The sequence below is a fragment of the Streptomyces natalensis ATCC 27448 genome (genome assembly GCF_000935125.1).
Lineage (GTDB): Bacteria > Actinomycetota > Actinomycetes > Streptomycetales > Streptomycetaceae > Streptomyces > Streptomyces natalensis.
The window spans coordinates 94,549-114,467 of sequence record NZ_JRKI01000034.1; the positions used below are offsets into that span (position 1 = coordinate 94,549).

At 72.4% G+C, this 19,919-nt stretch carries 15 protein-coding genes and 1 tRNA gene; 6 read left to right on the forward strand and 10 right to left on the reverse strand.

The genetic code is table 11. The features are described 5' to 3' along the window. Positions 1 to 36: 36 nt before the first annotated feature. The 4 genes from SNA_RS25135 to SNA_RS25150 are packed head-to-tail and all read right to left on the reverse strand — an operon-like array spanning position 37 to position 4,370. Positions 37 to 816 carry a CDP-alcohol phosphatidyltransferase family protein gene (locus SNA_RS25135; protein ID WP_078970181.1) on the reverse strand — a complete coding sequence of 260 codons (780 nt, stop codon included), beginning with the start codon at positions 814 to 816 and terminating at the stop codon, positions 37 to 39. After that, complete coding sequence (locus tag SNA_RS25140) at positions 794 to 1,855, reverse strand: iron-containing alcohol dehydrogenase family protein (RefSeq protein ID WP_044366884.1); 1,062 nt, start codon at positions 1,853 to 1,855, stop codon at positions 794 to 796. The genes SNA_RS25135 and SNA_RS25140 overlap by 23 nt, the downstream gene beginning before the upstream one ends. Next, positions 1,843 to 2,580 (reverse strand): phosphocholine cytidylyltransferase family protein, encoded by a 738-nt coding sequence (locus SNA_RS25145; RefSeq protein WP_030064229.1) that lies wholly within the window; start codon positions 2,578 to 2,580, stop codon positions 1,843 to 1,845. Before SNA_RS25145 ends, SNA_RS25140 begins: the two co-directional genes overlap by 13 nt. Continuing rightward, the gene (locus SNA_RS25150; RefSeq protein ID WP_030064228.1) at positions 2,577 to 4,370 is read right to left on the reverse strand and encodes a DUF5941 domain-containing protein; all 1,794 of its coding nucleotides are present in this window, start codon (positions 4,368 to 4,370) and stop codon (positions 2,577 to 2,579) included. The genes SNA_RS25145 and SNA_RS25150 overlap by 4 nt, the downstream gene beginning before the upstream one ends. A 599-nt stretch (positions 4,371 to 4,969) precedes the next feature. Here SNA_RS25150 and idi point away from each other — a divergent pair. After that, positions 4,970 to 5,581, forward strand: coding sequence for an isopentenyl-diphosphate Delta-isomerase (gene idi / locus SNA_RS25155; protein ID WP_030064227.1), 612 nt, complete (start codon positions 4,970 to 4,972; stop codon positions 5,579 to 5,581). Here the strand turns inward: idi and SNA_RS25160 are convergent. The 3 genes from SNA_RS25160 to SNA_RS25170 all read right to left on the reverse strand — a co-directional run bounded on the left by SNA_RS25160 (position 5,556) and on the right by SNA_RS25170 (position 8,118). Further along, on the reverse strand, positions 5,556 to 6,047 hold the full coding sequence (locus tag SNA_RS25160; RefSeq protein ID WP_030064226.1) for an ATP-binding protein: 492 nt from the start codon (positions 6,045 to 6,047) through the stop codon (positions 5,556 to 5,558). The two genes, idi and SNA_RS25160, sit on opposite strands and share 26 nt — an antisense overlap. A 261-nt stretch (positions 6,048 to 6,308) precedes the next feature. Continuing rightward, positions 6,309 to 6,382, reverse strand: a tRNA-Met gene (locus SNA_RS25165). 77 nt (positions 6,383 to 6,459) lie between these two features. Next, a complete protein-coding gene (locus SNA_RS25170; protein WP_030064225.1) occupies positions 6,460 to 8,118 on the reverse strand; it encodes an ABC-F family ATP-binding cassette domain-containing protein in 1,659 nt (552 codons plus the stop codon). A 54-nt stretch (positions 8,119 to 8,172) separates the two neighbouring features. On the opposite strand from SNA_RS25170, the gene SNA_RS25175 reads away from it, so the two are divergent. Beyond that, positions 8,173 to 8,943 (forward strand): enoyl-CoA hydratase/isomerase family protein, encoded by a 771-nt coding sequence (locus SNA_RS25175; RefSeq protein ID WP_044366885.1) that lies wholly within the window; start codon positions 8,173 to 8,175, stop codon positions 8,941 to 8,943. Between the two features lie 21 nt (positions 8,944 to 8,964). On the opposite strand, the gene SNA_RS25180 is transcribed toward SNA_RS25175, so the two are convergent. Further along, complete coding sequence (locus SNA_RS25180; RefSeq protein ID WP_044366886.1) at positions 8,965 to 9,609, reverse strand: DJ-1/PfpI family protein; 645 nt, start codon at positions 9,607 to 9,609, stop codon at positions 8,965 to 8,967. Between the two features lie 56 nt (positions 9,610 to 9,665). Beyond that, positions 9,666 to 10,631 (reverse strand): GlxA family transcriptional regulator, encoded by a 966-nt coding sequence (locus SNA_RS25185; RefSeq protein ID WP_030064221.1) that lies wholly within the window; start codon positions 10,629 to 10,631, stop codon positions 9,666 to 9,668. A 138-nt stretch (positions 10,632 to 10,769) separates the two neighbouring features. On the opposite strand from SNA_RS25185, the gene SNA_RS25190 reads away from it, so the two are divergent. The 4 genes from SNA_RS25190 to SNA_RS25205 all read left to right on the forward strand — a co-directional run bounded on the left by SNA_RS25190 (position 10,770) and on the right by SNA_RS25205 (position 17,858). Next, positions 10,770 to 11,639, forward strand: coding sequence for an SCO6745 family protein (locus tag SNA_RS25190; RefSeq protein WP_030064220.1), 870 nt, complete (start codon positions 10,770 to 10,772; stop codon positions 11,637 to 11,639). 163 nt (positions 11,640 to 11,802) lie between these two features. Next, a complete protein-coding gene (locus SNA_RS25195) occupies positions 11,803 to 14,337 on the forward strand; it encodes a Tex family protein (RefSeq protein WP_044366887.1) in 2,535 nt (844 codons plus the stop codon). A gap of 177 nt (positions 14,338 to 14,514) precedes the next feature. Further along, positions 14,515 to 15,921: a DUF2201 family putative metallopeptidase gene (locus SNA_RS25200; protein ID WP_030064217.1), complete on the forward strand. Its 1,407-nt coding sequence runs from the start codon at positions 14,515 to 14,517 to the stop codon at positions 15,919 to 15,921. Next, entirely contained in the window at positions 15,918 to 17,858 is a 1,941-nt protein-coding gene (locus SNA_RS25205) for an AAA family ATPase (protein WP_104532067.1), read from the forward strand. The genes SNA_RS25200 and SNA_RS25205 overlap by 4 nt, the downstream gene beginning before the upstream one ends. 36 nt (positions 17,859 to 17,894) lie before the next feature. On the opposite strand, the gene SNA_RS25210 is transcribed toward SNA_RS25205, so the two are convergent. Then, positions 17,895 to 19,901, reverse strand: coding sequence for an FUSC family protein (locus tag SNA_RS25210; RefSeq protein ID WP_044366888.1), 2,007 nt, complete (start codon positions 19,899 to 19,901; stop codon positions 17,895 to 17,897). Between the last annotated feature and the right edge of the window lie 18 nt (positions 19,902 to 19,919).

The window sequence follows — 19,919 nt, forward strand, 5'->3', positions numbered from 1 at the left end:
GAACAACCGCACCGACGCGCATCTGGGACGCCCCCGTCACTTGAGCCTGCTGGAGGCGAGGATGGACACGAGGTGGAGCAGGGTCTGGACGACCGCGATGCCGGCGAGCACGGCGACGCCCAGACGGGAGAAGAACAGATCGCCCCTGATCTGGTCGACGACCGCCAGTCCCACGATCAGCAGGGACGCCTCGACGCCGAGGATCAGCCGGTGGAAGTTCAGCGCGGCGGCGGCCTTGCGGGCCAGCGCCATGCCGGAGGAGCGCATCTCGGACGCGGTCTCCTTGACCTGCTCCTTGCCGCTCTGCGCGCGGGCCACGCCGACCAGGTCCGTCTCCGCCTTGATCAGGATGGCGCCGAGGGCGGCCAGCGTGCCGAGGAAGGCCCACAGCCAGTCGATCCGGCCCGAGCCCCACAGGTCGGCGGCGCGCAGGCCGAAGCCGACGAGCACGGCGGCGTCGGTGAGGTACGCACCGACGCGGTCCATCCAGACACCGGTGAGCGAATACTGCTTGCGCCACCGGGCGATCTCGCCGTCGACGCAGTCGAGCAGCAGATACAGCTGGACCATGAGCACGCCGAGCACGGCGCCCGCGATCCCCGGCACCAGCAGCGCCGGGGCGGCGAGGACGCCGAAGACGGTCATCAGGTAGGTCAGCTGGTTGGGCGTGACCCGGGTGTTCACCAGGTGCCGGTCGATGCGCAGGGAGATCTCGCGCATGTAGAGCCGGCCGGCCCAGTGCTCGCCGCTCCGCCGGTCCTTCACCCCCGGGGGATGAACGACCGGCCGGAGCTCAGCTACCGATGGCTTGTGCATAGTCGGCGTAGGCATCCCTGATCTGGTCGGTGGACAGGTCGAGGTGCTCGAGGATGGTGTAGCGCCCCGGGCGGGTCTTGGGTGCGTAGGCGACGGCCTCGACGAATTCCTCGTCGGTGAAGCCGATCTCGCCCGGCGTGACCGGCAGACCGTGCCGGCGCAGCACCTCGACCATCATGTCCCGGGTCTCCTTGTCCCCGCGCAGATGCGTGGCGAAGGCGGCACCCAGGCCGCACTGCTCGCCATGGCTCGCCGAGCGCTTGGGGTAGAGGATGTCGAGCGCGTGGTTGATCTCGTGGCAGGCTCCGGAGGCCGGGCGGCTGTCGCCGGCCACCGACATCGAGATGCCGGTCAGGACCAGACCCTCGGCCAGCACCTGGAGGAAGTTGTCGTCGCCGACGCCTCCGGGGTGGCGCAGGACGGCCTCGCCGGCCTGGCGGGCCATGGCGGCGGCCAGTCCGTCGATCGCCTCGCCGGTCTCGCGGTGCGAGAGCTCCCAGTCCGCGACGGCGGAGATGTTGGAGATCGCGTCGCCGATGCCGGAGCGGACGAAGCGGACCGGGGCCTCGCGGATGATGTCGAGGTCGATCACCACGGCGATCGGGTTCGGCACACCGTAGGAGCCGCGGCCGGCGTCGTTGTCGAGGGTGGCGACCGGCGAGCACAGGCCGTCGTGCGACAGGTTCGTCGCGACGGCGACCAGCGGCAGACCGATGCGCGCCGCGGCGAACTTGGCACAGTCGATGATCTTGCCGCCGCCCAGGCCCACGACGGCGTCGTAGTGGCCCTTCTTCATGGCGTCGGCGAGCTTGATCGCGTCGTCCAGAGTGCCGCCGCCGACCTCGTACCACTCGGCGCCCGGCAGCGCGGGGGACAGCCGCTCGCGCAGCCGTGCCCCCGAGCCGCCGCTGATCGCGATGGCGAGCTTGCCGGACGCGGAGATGCGCTGATCGGCCAGCAGGCCCGCCAGGTCGTCCAGGGCGCCGGCGTTGATGTCGACGACGACCGGGGACGGGATGAGGCGGGTCAGTACTGGCATGCGATGTCACGGCCCTTCGCCAGGTCGTCGTGGTTGTCGATCTCGACCCACTTGACGTCGCCGATCGGGGCCACGTCCACCTGGAAGCCGCGGTTGACCAGCTCCTGGTAGCCGTCCTCGTAGTAGAGGTCGGGGTCGCGCTCGAAGGTGGTCTTCAGGGCGTCGGCCAGCTCGTCGGCGGCGGAGCCCTCGATGAGGGTGACACCGATGTACTCGCCGGTGGCCTCGGCCGGGTCCATCAGCTTGGTGATGCGCTGGACGCCCTTGTCGGGGTCCACGATGACCTTCATCTCCTCGTCGGCCAGCTGCTTGACCGTGTCGAGGGCGAGGATGATCTTCTGGCCGTTGCCGCGGGCGGCGAGCAGGGTCTTCTCGACGGAGACCGGGTGCACGGTGTCGCCGTTGGCGAGGATCACATCGTGCTTGATGGCGTCACGGCCGCACCACAGGGAGTAGGCGTTGTTCCACTCCTCGGCCTTGTCGTTGTCGATGAGGGTCAGCTTGAGGCCGTACTTCGCCTCCAGGGCCGCCTTGCGCTCGTAGACGGCTTCCTTCTTGTAGCCGACGATGATCGCGACCTCGGTCAGGCCGATCTCGGCGAAGTTGCCGAGGGTCAGGTCCAGGATGGTGGTGTCCCCGTCGACCGGCACCAGCGCCTTGGGCAGGGTGTCGGTGTAGGGGCGCAGACGCCGTCCGGCGCCGGCGGCCAGCACGAGGCCGATCATGCGGGTTCTCCTTCATCGTGTACGGCGGGTGCTCCGGAGGAGACCCAGAAGCGGATGCTCTCGACGAGCACCAGCAGCGCCAGGACCACGGCGAGCGCGGTGAGCGCGATTGTGAAACCTTCAGGGGACAGCGCGGCCGCCAGGACCGTCACCACGAGGACGCGTCCTTCGTGGCCGCCGGTTGCCCGGACCAGCCACCGCGGCGGGGCCCCAGTGCCACCGCGGATGCGGTAGACGGTGTCGTAGTGATGGTAGGCGACCGCCGCGACCAGGCCGAATGCTGCGGGCAGCGCTCCGGGGGCGTCCGCGCGGGCGGCCAGCAGCAGGATCGTGCCGTATTCGGCGGCCCGGAAGAGGGGCGGCACCAGCCAGTCCAGGGGGCCCTTGAGCGGGCGGGCGACCGCGCCACCGGCGAAGAGCGCGTAGACGGCCGCGCCGACCACGGGCCACCAGCTCCCGCCGTCCTTCCACACCAGCTGGCTGATGAGGAATGCCACACCGGCCACCGCCATGAAGGGGGCGCCCATATAGCCGCGGGAGGCCGGCCCCTTGGACACGAGCTCGGCGATCGGGCCGGAGTCGGCCAGGTCCGCCAGCGCCTGCGCGGCCCGGTCGGTGCGGCGGGCGTGCCGGGTGACCGAGCGCAGCACCCGGCCGGCCGTGGTGTAGCAGGCGGCCAGGGCGCAGCCGACGAGCAGGGCGTACAAGACGATGCGCGGGGTGGTCAGGGCCGTCAGGACGGCGATCATGGCCCAGCGCTCGCCGATGGGCAGCACGATCATCCGGCGCACCCAGACCGTCCAGCCGACGCTGTCGAGCTTGTCGGAGAGCGCGGCGGTGGGGCTGGTGTTGGCGGTGGCGTCGTGGTTGGCCTCGTTGAAGGCGAAGTCGACGACATGGCGGCAGGTCTGGAGCACCATCGCGCCCAGGGCCAGCACCCAGACGTCGTCGCCGCAGCGGGCCGCGCCCAGGGCCAGACCCGCGTAGTAGGCGTACTCCTTGGCGCGGTCGAAGGTGGCGTCCAGCCAGGCGCCCATCGTCGAGTACTGGAGGGAGTAGCGGGCGAGCTGCCCGTCGGTGCAGTCCAGGACGAAGGAGAAGAGCAGCAGGACGCCGGCGGCGATGAACCCGCCGCGGGTTCCGGTGGCCGCGCAGCCCGCCGCGATCAGCGCGGTGAGCAGGGAGGCGGTGGTGACCTGGTTGGGGGTGAGGCCGCGGCGGGCGCACCAGCGCGCCAGGTAGCGCGAGTACGGGCTGATGCAGAAGGTGGTGAAGAACCCGTCACGGGACTTCACCGCGGTGCGCAGCCGTACGGCCTCGTCATCGACCGCGGCGACGGCCTCGCGGGCCTCCTCGCGCTGCGCCGGGGTGAGCGCGACGGTGGCGACCAGGGTGCCGGGCTCGACGCGGTGCAGGCCGATGTCCGCGCGCTCCAGGGACTCGGTGAGGGTGTCGGTGAGCACATCCGTCAGATGCGCGGTGCCGGCGCCGACCGGGATCTTGGCGGTGGCACTCAGCAGCGCGGAGCGCGCCTCGGGCTGCGCGGTGAGCACGCCGGGGGCGGCGGCGGCCGGGAAGCGCGGGTCGGTCAGTGCCAGCCGAAGGAGGTGGAGATGGCCGACGAACCGGGGATCGACGACGGCGACCCGCTCCTGGGCGGGCATGGCGGCGATCAGTTCGGCGACGGCCGTGGCATCGTCCGCCGTACGGACGTCGAAGCCCAGCGTGCGCAGGTCGGCTTCGAGCGACGACCCGGCGACCGGCGGACCGGTGAGGATGGCGGTCGACAGACGAACTCACTCCTTGGATGCTGACAAGGCAGCACGGGAGGTCCGCGATCGATCCGATTCGATACGAACTACCCGGGCAGCGGGCGCGGCACACCCGGCGGCTGGGGCCGGGTGGCACGTCGGCAGAGGTTATCGGATCGCCGGATGCGGCCGTTCACCGCGCATTCACCGCCCGATCGGGTGACCGACGGCTGCGTCTGCCGCGATCATCATGGTGGATCGGACGGCCCCTGAACAACTGCCGTCCTGACCAGCCGCTCGATCCGTGCCGGTTATGAGCGGGCTGGTCACAGGTGGTGTGGGTTGTGCCGGGGCGGGTGTGGCGGGGGCCATGCGGGCGGCCCGCGGGTGTGGCCCCTCTCACGGTCCGGCCGCGCGAACGGCTGCGACGAGGACCGTGACGACCGCCGTGACGACTGCCGCGCGCGACCGCCACCCGCTGATCGTTTTGCAATCGGACACACTTCCGGACCGCCCTCCGGACGCCGGGCCGGAACTCGACGAAGACCGCGGCACCGCGCACGACCTGGCCCGCTGTGCGTCTGATGGGCACACAGGTGGGGCAGACTGGGCGTCGAGGACCGACGACAAGGATGGGCATGCCGATCACACCTGCCAACGGACAGACCGCCGGGGACGCTGCGGTGAGCACGCCGGACGGCGCCGCCGAACCGATCATGCTGGAGCTGGTCGACGAGGACGGCACGACGATCGGCACGGCGGAAAAGCTCGCCGCGCATCAGCCCCCCGGACAGCTGCACCGGGCGTTCTCGGTCTTCCTCTTCGACGAGAAGGGCCGGCTGCTGCTCCAGCGCCGGGCGATGTCGAAGTACCACTCCCCCGGTGTGTGGTCCAACACCTGCTGCGGACACCCGTACCCGGGCGAGACGCCGTTCGCGGCCGCGGCCCGGCGCACCGCCGAGGAGCTGGGTCTGGCCCCCGCGCTGCTGGCCGAGGCCGGCACCGTGCGCTACAACCATCCCGACCCGGACTCCGGCCTGGTGGAGCAGGAGTACAACCACCTCTTCGTCGGGCTGGTCCGCGCCGAGCCGGCGCCCGATCCGGAGGAGATCGGCGAGATCACGTTCGTGACACCGCAGGAGCTGGCCGAACGGCACGCCGCGGCGCCGTTCTCCGCATGGTTCATGACCGTGCTGGACGCGGCGCGCCCGGCGGTGCGTGAGCTCACAGGAGCGTCGGCGGGCTGGTAGCGAGCGGGGCGAGCGGCAGCTCGGCCCAGATGGCCTTGCCGCCGCTCGCGGTGTGCTCGACATCGCATTTGCCGCCGGCCTGCGCGGTCAGCACCTTGACCAGCCACAGGCCGCGGCCGCCGACATCGCCCTCGTCCGCCTCCAGCGCCTTGGGACGGTAGGGGTGGTTGTCCTCGACGGCGACGCGCAGCCAGTTCGGCCCGATCGTCAGCTCCACGGCGATCTCCGGCGAGAGCAGGGCGGCGTGCTGGACGGCGTTGGTGACCAGCTCGGAGACGATCAGCAGCAGACCGTCCATGATGTCGGCGGCGACCGGCGCACGCTGTTCGGTGAGCAGATCCCGTACCGCGTGGCGCGCCTGCGGCACCGACGACTCCAGCGCCGGGGCGGTGAACCGCCAGGCACCCTCGTACGCCGGCGGGGAGGTCAGCTCCTCGGGGGGTTCTGCGGGGGGTCCGGAAGGCATCCTCACAAGAAGAGTGTTGGGAATGCGCTGGTCCGGACCGGCCCGCTGAACGCAAGTCAGCGCCTATTGACGCCTTCTGGCTGATTTCGTGCGGTCTGCTCGACGGGGCGACTACTCTTGCCCGCTTTGTGCCGTATTGCAGGAACGGCCGGGAAGAACGGCCGAACGGTCTGCGCCACGGGCGGCAGCACACGCCCGAGGGCCCGGCCGCATACGACGGCAGGCCCGGTGCCTGAGCACCGGGCCTGCCGTCCTACTGAGTAGCGGGGACAGGATTTGAACCTGCGACCTCTGGGTTATGAGCCCAGCGAGCTACCGAGCTGCTCCACCCCGCGTCGGTGAACACCACAGTACGGGGCAGGAGACGCAGGACCAAATCGATGAGGCGATGAACGGTTCGGTGTGGTCCGGCTCACACCCGACGGTCGGTGATCCGCCCGCCGTCGACCTCGATCCGGCGCGTGGTGTGCACCGCGTCCAGCATCCGCCGGTCGTGGGTGACGAGCAGCAGCGTGCCCGGATACGAGGCGAGCGCCGACTCCAGCTGTTCGATGGCCGGAAGGTCGAGGTGGTTGGTGGGCTCGTCCAGGACGAGGAGATTGACACCGCGGCCCTGGAGGAGGGCCAGGGCGGCGCGGGTCCGCTCGCCCGGCGAGAGGGTGTGCGCCGGGCGCAGTACATGCGTCGCTTTCAGGCCGAATTTCGCCAGCAGGGTGCGGACGTCGGCGGGCGAGAGGTCCGGTACGCAGGCCCGGAAGGCGTCCATCAGGGGCTCGTCCCCCTGGCTGCGTCCCTTGAGGAGCTGACCGCGCGCCTGGTCGATCTCGCCGACCACCACGCCCGGGCCGAGGGCGGCATGCCCCGCGTCCAGCGGGAGCCGGCCGAGGAGGGCGGCGAGCAGGGTGGACTTGCCGGAGCCGTTGGGGCCCGTGATGGCGACCCGGTCCGCCCAGTCGATCTGGAGGTCCACGGGGCCGAAGCGGAAGTCGCCGCGGCGGGCCTCGGCGCCGCGCAGGGTGGCCACCACCGCGCCCGCCCGGGGCGCCGCGGCGATCTCCATCCGCAGCTCCCACTCCTTGCGCGGCTCCTCGACGACCTCCAGCCGCTCGATCAGCCGCTGGGTCTGCTTGGCCTTGGCGGCCTGCTTCTCGGTGGCCTCGACCCGGCCCTTGCGGGCGATCTTGTCGTTGTCGGGGGCCTTGCGGCGGGCGTTCCGGACGCCCTTTTCCATCCAGTTGCGCTGGGTGTGGGCGCGGGTCTCCAGGGCGGCCCTGGTATCGGCGTACTCCTCGTACTCCTCGCGGGCGTGCCGGCGGGCCCGCTCGCGCTCCTCCAGGTACGCGGTGTAACCGCCGCCGTAGGTATTGACCTGCTGCTGGGCGAGGTCGAGCTCGACGACGCGGCTGACGGTACGGGTGAGGAACTCGCGGTCGTGGCTGACCAGGACCGTGCCGGCACGCAGGCCGGTGACGAAGGTCTCCAGGCGGCGCAGGCCGTCCAGATCGAGGTCGTTGGTCGGCTCGTCCAGGAGGAAGATGTCGTAGCGCGAGAGCAGCAGCGAGGCGAGCGAGGCGCGGGCGGCCTGGCCGCCGGACAGGGAGGTCATCGGCCGGTCCAGGCCGACCGTGAGGCCGAGCTGGGCGGCGGTCTCGTCGGCGCGGTCGTCGAGGTCGGCGGCGCCCAGCGCGAGCCAGCGCTCCAAGGCGACGGCGTAGGCGTCGTCCGCGCCGGGGCGCTCCTCGGCCAGCGCCTGGGTCGTCGCGTCCAGGGCGCGCTGGGCCTCGGCGACACCGGTGCGGCGGGCGAGGAACTCCCGTACGGACTCTCCCGGGCGGCGGTCGGGCTCCTGCGGGAGATGGCCGACGGTCGCGGTGGGCGGGCTCAGCGCGAGCTTGCCCTCCTCCGGGGTGTCCAGACCGGCCAGGAGGCGCAGCAGCGTGGATTTGCCCGCGCCGTTGGCGCCGACCAGGCCGATCACCTCGCCGGGGGCGACGACCAGATCGAGGCCGGAGAACAGGACGCGCTCGCCGTGGCCGGCGGCGAGGTCTTTGGCGACAAGGGTTGCTGACATCAGGCCGCCGATCGTATCCGGACGCCCGTGCCTTGGCCGCTCTAATATCCGGGCATGGAACCGGGCCTGAAAACGCATGTCAGCGACGGCACAGCGACCGTCACCATCAGCAACCTCGGCAAGCGCAATGCGATGACCGTCCCGATGTGGCGGGAACTGCCGCCGCTGCTGGAACGCCTGGCGGGCGACCGTGGCGTACGGCAGCTGGTGCTGACGGGCGCGGGCACGACCTTCTGCGCGGGGGCGGACATCGGGGCGCTGCGGGAGGGCGCGGGCGAGTCCCAGGGGCTGGCGGTGGCGGCCGAGGAAGCGCTGGCGGCGTTTCCCGGGCCGACGCTGGCGGTGATCCGCGGGTACTGCGTGGGCGGCGGCTGCCAGCTGGCGGCGGCCTGCGATCTGCGGTTCGCGGAGGAGGGGGCGCTGTTCGGGGTGACACCGGCGAAGCTGGGGGTCGCCTATCCGGCGTCCGCCACCCGGCGGCTGGTCCGGCTGATCGGGCCCTCGACCGCCAAGTACCTCTTGTTCTCGGGGGAGTTGATCGACGGCGCGCGGGCGCTGCGTACGGGGCTGGTGGACGAGGTGCTGCCCGAGGGCGAGTTGGACAAGCGGGTCGCGGACTTCACCGCCGTACTGGCCGGCCGGTCGCTGCTGACGCAGACCGCGGCCAAGGAGCTCGCCGACGGGACATGGGACGTTTCGCCCGCCGACGCCGAGGAGCGCGGCGCGTACTGGGCCGCGCAGGCGCGCGAGAGCGGCGACACCGTGGAGGGTGCCGCCGCCTTCCTGGAGCGCCGGGCGCCGCGCTTCACCTGGCCCGCGGGTTAGCCGGGTAACGGCCGGGGCGCTCTACTCCTCCACGGCGAGCACGAAACGGCTGCGTGCGCGCAGGGCCGCGGTGATCTCGGCCGGGGCCTTGTCGGGGGCGCCCGCGTCGTACGGCGGCTGCGGGTCGTACTCCATGCCGAGCTGGATCGCCTGGGCGGCGGCGTCCCCGGCGATCCGGCCGGCCAGGGCCAGTCCCATGTCGATACCGGAAGAGACGCCGGCCGCCGTGACGTACTTGCCGTCGAAGACCACCCGCTCCCCCGTGGGCTCGGCCCCCAGCCCCGGCAGCTGGTCCAGCGCCAGCCAGTGGGAGGTGGCGCGGCGGCCCTTGAGGAGGCCCGCCGCGCCCAGCAACAGCGAGCCGGTGCACACGGAGGTCGTCCAGGCGGTGTGGGCGTCCACGGCGCGGATCCACTCGTGCAGCGCGCCGTTGTCCATGTGCGCGATCTGCCCGGGCCCGCCGGGCACAACGAGGATGTCGGGCTCGGTGACGTCGGCGAGCGCGGCGTCGGCGACCAGGCCGAGGGAGCCGACTTCGTTGTGGTGGACACCGGGCCGCTCGGCGACGAACACCGTCTCGGCACCCGGCAGCCTGCTGAGGGTCTCGTACGGGCCGACGGCGTCCAGGGCGGTGAAGCGGTCGAAGAGGAGGATGGCGATCTGCACGGGCTGGCTCCTTGGGGATGGGTCGGCGTGGGTGGGCCGGTGGTGGTCCGGGTGGGTCAGACGGCGGGAACGGGGGCCGGCTGGAAACGGCGGCGGTATTCGGCGGGGGCCGCGCCCAGGACACGTATGAAGGCGCGGCGCATGGCCTCGGGGGTGCCGTAGCCGCAGTGGCGGGACACCTCCTCGATGCCGTCGGCGGTGTCCTCCAGGCGGCGCCGGGCGGCCTCCAGGCGGATGCGGTCCACATAGCGGCCGGGGGTCATTCCGACCTCGTCGCGGAACGCGCGGGCGAAGTGCCGGGGGGAGAGTCCGGCGCGGGCCGCGAGGGCGTCGACGGAGAGGTCCGCCGCCGGGTTCTCGGTGATCCACTGCTGGACGTCGCGCAGCGGGCGCCGCTCCGCGGTCTGGGCGGCGAGCTGGGCGCTGAACTGGGTCTGGTTGCCGGGCCGGCGCAGAAAGACGACCAGGTGGCGGGCGATGTCCAGCGCGAGATCGCGGCCGAGGTCCTGCTCCACCAGAGCCAGCGCCAGGTCGATCCCGGCGGTGACGCCCGCGGAGGTGAACAGGTCGCCGTCCTGGACGTAGATCGGCTCCGGTTCGACGCGTACGGCGGGAAATCGTCGCGCCAGGGTCTCGCACAGCGCCCAGTGGGTGGTCGCGCGGCGCCCGTCGAGCAGCCCCGCCTCGGCGAGCAACAGGGCGCCGCTGCACACCGAGACCGTGCGCCGGGCGTGCGGTGCCTGCATGCGCAGCCAGTCGATCAGCCGCGGGTCGGGGGCGCGGGTGCCGTTGCCGCCGGGCACCAGGAGGGTGTGCTGCGGTGTGGCGTCGCGAAGCGCGAGGTCCGGGGTGAGCGTCAGCCCGCTGGAGGCGCGGACCGGGGCGCCGTCCGGGCTTGCCGTACGGATCCGGTACGCGCCAGGGACCGTGAGGGTGGCGCCGCTCAGGACCTCGACGGGTCCGCTCACATCGAGACTTTGCAGGCCGTCGAAGAGGACGACCAGCACATCGCGCTGTTCCATGTCTCCATCCTGGAGAGCGGTGGCGATGGCGGCAATGACGAATTTCCCACCTTTTCTGCCATGCGCGGCGTGCGGGTGGGGACGGACGGGAGCCGGGGCCGCGGTGCGCCCATACCGAGCGGTCGGTAACCTGCTCGTATGACCTCTACGAGCGCACTGCCCGAGAACGCCGGACGCCAGTGTCACAACGTCGTCAACCCGTACCACTCGACGCATTACTTCGCGCCGGAGTTCGGCGAGGAGCTGGCCAAGGCCGGCATCGGGAACCGCCGGGCCGCCTACTTCGCCGCACGGGGCGCCGCCATGGGCGCGGTGGGTCCCGGCACCATCACGGCCACCTTCTACAACTTCCACCACGACCTCATCGCACAGCACGTGCCGTACGTCTGGACGGTCACCACGCCGGAGGCCGTGCTGGAGGCCCGGCTGCGGGCGGCCGACGTCACCCTGCGCCGGCTGCTCGGCGATGCGGCGCTCGACTCACCTGAGATGGCGGAGGCCGCCGAACTGGCGCTGCGGGCCACCGAGGGCTGCGCCCGCCAGGCCCGTCCGCTGTACGCCGCACACGCCGATCTGCCCGTACCGGACGCCCCGCACCTGGCCTACTGGCGCGCGGCGACGCTGCTGCGCGAGCACCGGGGCGACGGGCATCTGCTGGCGCTGCTGGACGCCGAACTCGACGGGCTGGAGGCGCTGGTCACGCACACCGCCAGCGGGCGCGGCATGAGCTATCAGGGCGTCATGGCGACCCGGGGCTGGTCGCCGGAGGACTGGCAGGCCGCACAGGAACGGCTGCGGTCCCGTGGCCTCCTGGACGCGGAGGGCGAGTTGACCGAGGCCGGCGTCCGGCTGCGCAAGGACCTCGAACGCCACACCGACCGGCTGGACCGCGGCCCGTACGAGCACCTGGGCGCCGAGGGCGTGGCCCGCCTGACCGAACTGGCCACCGGCTTCACCTCCGCCGCGCTGAGCGCCGGGGCGTTCCCCGCGGAGATGTTCGGCAAGTGAGCCGGGGCGGGCCCACGCCGACCCGTCGGGCATGCCCCGGCCGCCGGGGTGTGGGTGCGCCTTCTCACACCCCGGCGCGCGCGGCCGGGCGGTGCGACAGCGCGGCCCGGCACCCGGCACAATGCAGGCTCAAGCAAGCGCTGGAAGGCGGGGCAGGATCAACGTGACGGCATCCACTGTGTCCACCGGGCCTCTCGGGTCCCTCGAAGCGAGGATCGCCGAGGAACTCGGCGTCAAGGAGCGGCAGGTCAGGGCCGCGGTCGAACTGCTCGACGGCGGGTCGACCGTCCCGTTCATCGCGCGCTACCGCAAGGAAGCCACCGAGATGCTCGACGATGCGCAGCTGCGTGCGCTCGAAGAGCGGCTGCGCTATCTGCGGGAGCTGGAGGAGCGTCGGACCGCGATCCTGGAATCCGTACGGTCCCAGGGCAAACTGGACGCCGCCCTGGAGGCGCAGATCCGGGGCGCGGAGTCCAAGGCGCGCCTGGAGGACATCTACCTCCCGTACAAGCCCAAACGGCGCACCAAGGCGCAGATCGCCCGGGAGGCGGGCCTGGAGCCGCTGGCCGACGGGCTGCTGACCGACCCTTCGGTGGAGCCGGCCGCGGCGGCCGCGACGTTCGTGGACACCGACAAGGGGGTCGCCGATCCGGCCGCCGCCCTGGAGGGCGCGCGGGCCATCCTGACCGAGCGGTTCAGCGAGGACGCCGATCTGATCGGTGAGCTGCGCGAACGGATGTGGTCACGGGGGCAGGTCGCGGCCAAGGTGCGCGAGGGCAAGGAGGAGGCCGGCGCGAAGTTCGCCGACTACTTCGACTTCGCGGAACCGTTCACCGAGCTGCCCTCGCACCGGGTGCTGGCGATGTTCCGCGGCGAGAAGGAGGAGGTCCTCGACCTCGCGCTGGAGCCGGACACCGAGCAGGTGGAAGGGCCGACGTCCTACGAGCAGTCCATCGCCCGGCAGTTCGGGATCGCGGACCGGGGCCGCCCGGCCGACAAGTGGCTGCTGGACACGGTCCGTTGGGCCTGGCGCACCCGTGTCCAGGTGCACCTCGGCATCGATCTGCGGCTGCGGCTGCGGCAGGCCGCCGAGGACGAGGCGGTGCGGGTCTTCGCGTCCAACCTGCGCGATCTGCTGCTGGCGGCGCCCGCCGGGACGCGCGCCACGATGGGCCTGGACCCCGGTTTCCGTACGGGCGTCAAGGTGGCCGTCGTGGACGCGACCGGCAAGGTGGCCGCCACCGAGACCATCTACCCCCATGTGCCCCAGCAGAAGTGGGACGCCTCGCTGGCCACGCTGGCGAAGCTGGCGCGCGAGCACGACGTCGAGCTGATCGCGATCGGCAACGGCACCGCCTCCCGCGAGACGGACAAGCTGGCGGCCGATCTGATCGCCGCCCAGCCGGAGCTGAAGCTGACGAAGGTGATGGTGTCCGAGGCGGGCGCCTCGGTGTACTCCGCCTCGGCCTTCGCCTCGCAGGAACTGCCCGACATGGATGTGTCGCTGCGCGGCGCGGTGTCCATCGCCCGGCGCCTCCAGGACCCGCTGGCCGAACTGGTCAAGATCGACCCGAAGTCGATCGGCGTCGGCCAGTACCAGCACGATCTGTCCGAGGTGAAGCTCTCGCGCTCCCTGGACGCGGTGGTCGAGGACTGTGTGAACGGTGTCGGGGTGGACGTCAACACCGCCTCCGCGCCGCTGCTTTCGCGGGTGTCGGGCATCGGCTCCGGGCTCGCCGAGAACATCGTCGCGCACCGGGACAGCAACGGCCCCTTCCGCTCCCGTAAGGCGCTCAAGGATGTGGCGCGGCTCGGCCCGAAGGCGTACGAGCAGTGCGCGGGCTTCCTGCGCATCCGGGGCGGCGACGACCCGCTGGACGCCTCCAGCGTGCACCCGGAGGCGTACCCGGTGGTGCGCCGGATGGTCACGGCGGCGGGCGCCGAGGTCGGCTCGCTGATCGGCAACACGGCGGCGCTGCGGACGTTGCGGCCCGCCGACTTCGTCGACGACTCCTTCGGTCTGCCGACCGTCACCGACATCCTCCAGGAGCTGGAGAAGCCGGGCCGCGATCCGCGTCCGGTCTTCAAGACGGCGAGCTTCAAGGACGGCGTGGAGAAGATCGGCGATCTCCAGCCGGGGATGCTCCTGGAGGGCGTGGTGACCAACGTCGCCGCCTTCGGGGCGTTCGTGGACGTCGGCGTCCACCAGGACGGGCTGGTGCATGTGTCGGCGATGTCGAAGACCTTCGTCAAGGACCCGCGGGACGTGGTCAAGCCGGGCGACATCGTGCGGGTCAAGGTCCTCGATGTCGACATTCCGCGCAAGCGGATCTCGCTGACGCTGCGGCTGGACGACGAGCCCGGCAAGGGCGCGCCGGCGGGCGGCGGCGAACGGCGCGGTGGCGGTGAGCGCCGTGGTGGCGAGCGTGGCGGTGGCGAGCGTGGCGGTGGCGAGCGTGGCGGTGGCGAGCGTGGCGGTGGCGAGCGTGGCGGTGGCGAGCGTGGCGGTGGTGGTGAGCGCCGCGGTGGCGGATCGCGCGAGGGCGGCCGCGGCGGTGCGCCGCGGCAGCGGCAGGCCGGCGGAGCGGGCCGCGGCGGGGACCGCAGGGGCGGCCGCGACGCCGGACCGGCCAATGACGCGATGGCCGATGCGCTGCGGCGGGCGGGGCTGCTGGGCGGGGAGGGCGGACGGCGGTAGGCGGTAGACGGCTGACGCCTGGCGGCAACTTCATGCCGCCAGGCGTTGGTTCGCCCCCTTCCCCGGACCCCGCCGCCCCGTCTTCGCGCTCGTTCTTCGCCCCCTCTTCACCCTCCCCAAGATCCGTTGTCAGTGCCGCCTGATACCAATGAAGGCAGCTGAGCACGGGGGTGGATCATGGCGTATGACGCGACAACTGCGGGGCACCGGCCGGTGGTCGATCTGACCGACCGGCGGGCGCTGGAGCGGTGGCGGCCGGCGGAGCCGGAGGTGGTGGAGGAGGCGCGGCGGCTCAAGGAGGCCGCGCTGCTGGATTTCGGGCTGACGGAATCCGTGGTGGCCTCGTGGATCTATGCGAAGTGCCCCCAGCAGATCCCGACGACGGCCGTGGCGACCGCCGCCGTGGTGGCCTCGGGGGACGGCACCTGCCCGCTGCTCTACAACCCGGAGTTCTTCGTCCGACTGGGCCTGGCGGGCGTGAAGTTCGTCCTCTTCCACGAGGCGCGCCATCTGGTGCACCGCCATCTGTTCGCCGATCCGGAGCTGCGCGCGGACCCGCTCTTCACCCTCGCCGCCGAGGTGTCCATCAATCACGTCGCGCTGGTGCGGCTGGGCCGCGCCGGCCTCCCCGTGCTCGACGGCGCCCCGACGGGCGTGGATCCGCGCGAGGTCCACCAGGACTACGCCGCCGACCTGACCGGCCAGGGCCACGAACCGCTGGGCTACGACGACTTCGTCGAGACGGATATGACCGTCTTCAACGAGCTGAAGCGGATGAAGCACCCTCCCACGCCGCCGGAGACGGTGTGTGCGCATCTGAGCGGCTCCGGGGCGGGCGCCGACCAGGAGACCATCGACGAGACCGTCTCCTCCGCGCTGCTCAACACCCTGCTGGCCGCGCGCCGCGGACATCCGGGCGCGGAGCGGGAGTTGCTCGACCTGATGGACCGTACGGACGGCACGTCGGAGCATGCGAGCAAGGTATGGGGGCGGCTGGGTGCCGGGGCGCTGCGCGGGGAGACCGCCCGGACCGGGAAGGTCGACTGGTGGCAGCGCTGGCTCGTCGATGTCCTCGCCTCGAAGCTGCGGGAGGGCGAGCGGCTGGTCTATCCGAAGAAGCGCGGCGCCCTGCTGGCGGCGCTGGGCCATGACCCGATGCTCTCGCGCCGCGGTGCGGAGCGCGAGAAGGTGCTGGTCATCGCCTATGACACCTCCGGCTCGATGCCCGACGGGGTGGTGGAGTGGCTGACGAAGCTGGTCGGCGAGATCGACGGGGTGTCGGCACACTGGCTGTCGTTCGACGGCGCGGTGATGCCGTTCCGGCCCGGCGAGAGGGTGTACGGCGGCGGGGGCACCAGCTTTCAGGCGGTGGCCGATTACGTCGAGGGCCGTACGGCGCTCGACGGTGTGCCCTTCGAGGAGATACCGGATGCCGTGGTGATGCTCACCGACGGCTATGCACCGCACATCACCCCCGCCGAGCCGGACAAATGGATCTGGCTGATCACCGAGGGCGGCGACGACTGGCCCGACCACCACACCCCGCAGATGGCCTGCCACCGGGTGACGACAGGAGACCGATGAGCACGACCACGCCCACCGCGACGCCGAAGGCGGCCGCGGCCAAGGCACCGAAGAAGGCAGCGGAGACGGCGGCGAAGAAGGGGGCCCAGAAGGGGGACGCGGCCGAGGAGTTGAGCTGGCGGGCCAGTGCCACCTATCCGGAGCGGCCCGAGGGCTGGACGGGCGTCTCCCGGCTGGAGTCGTTCATCGACGCGATGATCGACATGGGGCAGACCGGCCAGATCTTCGGCGAGCACGGCATCGGCAAGACCGCCACCTTCTTCAGCCATCTGCCCGCGGCGTACCCGGAAGCCGAGCTGGTCTTCGTCCCGGCCGCCAATCTCACGCCCGACGATCTGCTCGCCAACGCCCCGGTGCGCGACGCCGGGACGGGTGAACTGGTGCTGCGGCAGCTGGTGATGAGCCAGCTGCGGCCCGGTAAGCCGTTCGTGCTGCTGATCGACGATTCGCTCCAGGCCGGTGCGACCATCCAGTCGCAGCTGATGCAGATCGCCTGCAACTGGACGCTGGGCGAGTTCGATCTGCGGGCGCTGGGCTGCATCGGTGTCTTCCTGACGGACAACGAGTCGCTGGCGGAGACGGCGGCCCGGCGCAGCGATCTGGCCGTACTGGACCGGATGGTGACGCTCCGGATCACCGCCAATGACACGGCCTGGCGCTACGAGCTGGCCGCGAAGTACCCCCGGTGGAATCTGCGTGAGGTGTTCACCACCTGGGCGGCCCTGGGCCCGGGGCTGCGCGAGGTGCTCTCCCCGCGCACCCTCGACCACATCCTGGCCAATGCGCAGGAGGGCTTCCCGCTGCGCTGGGGGCTGCCGCTGGTCAACGGCGAGCGGCTGCGGCTGCGCGAGCAGCGCGCCGACGGCAAGCCCGGCAAGGACCGTACGGCCGAGATCCTGGACCGGATCGCCGCGGCGGTCGGGGCCGCCAATCCCGCGACGATCCCCGATCCGGTCCGTTCGGTCGTCCGCGCGGCGCTGCGCAACCGCTGGTCGGTGCTGTTGCAGGGGCCGCCCGGCTGCGGCAAGACGGAGCTGGTGCGCGAGACGGTCCGGGAGGGCCTGGGCGGCCGCGAGCCGCTGTACTTCTCGATGCCGGTGACCAATGTCGAGGACCTGTGTGCCCCGATCCCGACGGCCGACGGTTCTCTGGACAACCTGCTGGCCGGGTCCTTTCTGGGGACCGAGCCGAAGGCCATCGTCTGGGACGAGTACAACCGCCCCAAGGACAAGGCGACGTTCGCCAAGCTGATGGAGATCACTCAGGAGTGGTCGCTGGCGGGCCGGCGGATCGAGAATCTGCGGGCGCAGATCGCCGTGCAGAATCCGCCCTACCACCTGGGCCGCAAGCTGCTGGTCGCGCGGAACAACATCGCCCAGGCGACCCGCTTCACCGCCTCGCTGACCGTCGAGCCCGGCGACATCCCGGCCAATGAGTGGCTGATCGCGAAGTACGGGGCGGTCGCGGAGACGGTCCTGGAGTGGTGGAAGCACGATATCGACGAGGAGGGCCGCGCCTGGATCACCAAGCGCACCCTCGAGCGGCTGATCAGGCTCCATCAGCGGGGGCTGCCGCTGGAGATGGGCCTGGTGTATCTGGGTGAGGGCGAGTATGCGCCGGTGCCACTGACCGCCCTGATCGACCGGCTCAGCGAACGTCCGGTCACCGGGCTGCGGGAGCTGGCCGAGGACATCGACGCCTGGGAACAGCGGCTGCGCACGGCGGCGGCCGAGTCGAGCGAGGGGTCCAACGACAGCGATCTGGTGCACCAGATCCTGGCCAACGCCGAGTTGTCCCAGCTCGGCAAGCATCAGGATGCGGTGGCCCGGCTGTTGCCGCTGCTGCCGCCGAAACTGCGGTCCACCTATCTGGTCGGGGCGTCCCACGAGGCGCAGCGGTTCTGGATCGATACGTTCGCGCGGATACCCCGGTCGTAAGAACCGCGGCGGCTGTGTCGAGGCCGCACCTTCCGGCTACCCCGCCCCTGCATACCCCCGCAGACGCTCCAGTTCGGACGCGACGTCCGTCAGCGTGGCGCAGTCCGGGTCGGCCCGAAGGTCGACGGCGGGGGCAGAGGTACCGGTGGCACGGTGGCGGGGGGCCTCGAAGGCATCGGCCATGGTGGCGAGGGCCTGGCACAGCCGCTCGGCCTCGTCGGGAGCGGGGCGGCGGGCGCCGTGGTCGAGGCGTACGGCGCAGGCCGTGGCGGCGTCGACGATGCGCTCGGCGGCGGTGACGCCGGTCAGCCAGTCGGGGGTGCGGTCGCGGGCGGTGCGGAGTTCGGCGGCGGCGGTCTCGGCCGTCGTACGGGCCTGGGCGAGCGCGCGGTAGGCCGCACGGCGCAGCGCCAGGCGTGCGGTGGGGTCGGCTCCGGGGGCGGATTCCAGGACGTGCCGCAGAAAGTCCTCGGTGGCGCGCAGTGCCGCGGCGACGCGCTGGCCGACCCGGCGGCGGGGGTCGGCCAGATGCGGCAGATGGCCGACGACGAGGACGATGCCGCAGGCGAGGGAGGTGTCGACGATGCGCTCGGCGGCGGCCTGGGGATCGCCGCCGACGGTCACGAACGACAGCACCATGAGGGTGATCGCCACGGTCTGGAGCGCGAAGTGGCGGGTGGCGAACGGCAGCAGCGCACCGCCCGCACCGGCGACCACGGCGGGCCACCACGCCCCGGCGCCCGTCCACGTCAGCAGCTGCCCCGCCGCGGCAAAGACCAGGACGCCCGCGACGGTGCCGGTGAAGCGGTTGACCGTACGGGAGAAGAGCGGGCCCAGGTCGGGCTTGACGAGGAAGGTGGCGGTCACCGGGAGCCAGTACCAGTGGTCGGCGCGCAGCAGCAGCGCGACGGCGGCGCTGGCGGCGATGCACAGGGCGACCCGCAGGCCGTAGTCGCGTCCGGCGGGCTCCACGAGGCTGCGCCCCGGGCGGGTGCGGCGGGCGACGGCGTCGGCCGCGCGGCGGGCGAGGGGCGGCCGGAGGGGCTCGGGGGCGGCGGGGCCCGGCCGTCCGGGCCGCGTCGTGGGCGCCGTCCGGGCAAAGGCGACCGCCGCGTCCAGCAGGGCGCGGTCGAAGGCCCGGCGCGCCGCCGAACTGGTCTCCGGCGCGGACAGCCGCCCCGGTGACCGCCCGGTGCGCAGGGCGTCGGCGAACCGCCGCGGGCTCTCCACGACCGCGGCGGGCAGCGGCCGGGCCTCCCACAGCAGCGCCACGCTGGCCTCGCACAGCGCCGTCGCCGCGCTGAACCGCTCGGCGAGCAGGAGTTCTTCCGTACGGGCCGGCCGCCGCAGCAGTCTGCTGGTCAGGCGGCGCAGCCGGAGGGCCTCGTCGGCGCGGTCCAGGGTGGCGGTCAGCCGGCGACGGGCGGACTCGGCGCCGGGGGCGCCCGCCGCGGCCAGGGCGTCGGCGAGCGCGTCGAAGACGGTGGCGACGGCCGCACGCTCGCCGTCGAGCGCACCGCCCGTGGGACGCGGCGGCCGCAGGACCAGCCGCAGCAGGAGCAGCCACAGGCAGCCCGCCAGGACGCAGAGGGCCTTTCCCCAGGGGGTGCCGGGCAACGGCATACCGGCGCCGAGGATGGTGGTGGCCAGCATCTGCATGCCGGCGGTGGAGCGTACGGGTCCGGCGACGCTGCCCGCGCCGGAGACGAAGCCGACCGCGAACAGCGCCGCGACGATCCACCAGCCCGCGCCGGACGCGTGCAGGGCGGCGCCGATCAGCATGCCGAGCGCCGAGGCCAGGGCGGGCAGTCCGATGTGGACGATGCCGGTGCGCCGGGTGCCGGGGCGGTCGTTGACACCGGCCAGCATCGAGCCGAGCCCGGCCAGTACACCGGCCGCGGTATGGCCGGTGGCCAGGCCCGCGCCGAGCAGCGGCCCGGCACACAGGGCGCCGCGGGCGACGGCGGCCCAGGGAACGGGCAGCCGCTGCCAGCGGAGCGGATGGGCGAGCCAGGCGGGCAGGGCGCGCGCAGCGCGGGGCATGTGCTTCCTTCGACGGAC